The organism is Enterococcus sp. 3H8_DIV0648 (assembly GCF_002140655.1).
GTDB lineage: Bacteria > Bacillota > Bacilli > Lactobacillales > Enterococcaceae > Enterococcus_A > Enterococcus_A hulanensis.
Genome location: NZ_NGLG01000001.1, coordinates 2,574,325 through 2,575,590 on the forward strand (window position 1 = coordinate 2,574,325; position 1,266 = coordinate 2,575,590).

The 1,266-nt window shown below is 39.0% G+C and carries 2 protein-coding genes; one reads left to right on the forward strand and one right to left on the reverse strand.

What is annotated here, in order from left to right; all coding sequences use genetic code 11:
* A partial coding sequence (locus tag A5875_RS11855) for a DUF6560 family protein (RefSeq protein ID WP_369596953.1) occupies positions 1-259 on the forward strand: 259 nt, incomplete at its 5' end.
* A gap of 106 nt (positions 260-365) precedes the next feature.
* Here A5875_RS11855 and A5875_RS11860 read toward each other — a convergent pair.
* The gene (locus tag A5875_RS11860; protein WP_088933785.1) at positions 366-1,109 is read right to left on the reverse strand and encodes a hypothetical protein; all 744 of its coding nucleotides are present in this window, start codon (positions 1,107-1,109) and stop codon (positions 366-368) included.
* Positions 1,110-1,266 lie beyond the last annotated feature (157 nt).

Here is a 1,266-nt window from a genome sequence, read left to right on the forward strand (position 1 = left end):
ACCTATCGCTGGCATGTGGGAGGTCCAAGTAGATGGGGATAATATCGAGGCTATCAAATTATTTGTCTTTAGAAAGCAGTTCTTATTTTCAGAGATCACTCACTGCAAAGAAACACGCGGCGGCTGGAAAGTATATGTCAATGGCAAACGCAAAAAAGCCTTCTTTGTTGACCGAATGATGGAAGGCGCGAATCTTTTTCTCAAACGAATCGAAAAGGCAAATATTCCCATCGAAGAAATGAAACGCGAAAAAGATTAAAAGAAAAAACTTGAGCATAATTCAAAAAGGAGCATGAAGTGACGAAATCGTTCATTCCATGCTCCCTTTTCACGCGAAGAATCGCTATTCAAATGTAGAGATTATGCTACGGTCTCAAATCTGGATACAGTCTAACCAAGTTCTCCGCTGTTTGTGCGATTTGACTGTTTGTCGCATTACCTGCATTCGCTTCTAGTATTTCTTCATCTGGAATCGAAGCTAGAATATCTGCATCCAGCTCTTGATTTTTCTCCATGATATCTCTAATCATATCCGCTCTTTCGTGATCCGATGCAGTATTTCCTTCTGTAGAAGACGATGCCTGTCCTTCCTTATTGACCAGACTGGTATCCAAATATTTTTTCGAAACCACGATCCAACCTTTATCGGGCATACTTTGGAAATAGCCTGACTCTTCAAGAAATCCATCGCTGCTAATCCTAAACGAATCTAATGTATCAATCTGTTGAGTCGTCATTTCTACTGTCGCATACAGCAGACCATCGTCTTTAGTTTCTAATTCGATTTCAAAATCTGGATCATTATATGGATCGATGCCCTTTCTTTTAATCCAAATAGAAGCAACCCATTCTTTAACCTGTGCAGCGCTTAAATTTTTCGTATCTACTTCATTCGTTTCTTCTGATTGGCTAGATGAACTAGGCGCAGTGGTACTAGAAGTCACTTGCGTCTCCTCAGAAGAACTCGAACTTTTAGACGTCGAAGACACCTCGACCTTCACCGATGAAGAACTGTGAGTAGACTCAGTGCTTTGTCCATTGTCTTTGCCGCAGCTAGCTAGAAAAAATGGTGAAGATAGGATGAAAAATAGAAATGCGAGCTTTTTCATAGAATTCTCCTTTTAGGATAAATTTCTTTTTTACATCTTCCTAGTTAATGTAATCGTAAGCTTCACTTGGAGCAGGTGGAAAATGATTATTAACAAACTCAATAAATTCTTTGTATTTTTTCAAATCTTCAAAAAAAGCTTGAGTATCGCCTATATC

What these genes read in the sequence shown, in the direction of transcription:
- A5875_RS11860 (WP_088933785.1), bottom strand. Translation starts at nt 1,109, where the DNA reads ATGAAAAAGCTCGCATTTCTATTTTTCATCCTATCTTCACCATTTTTT.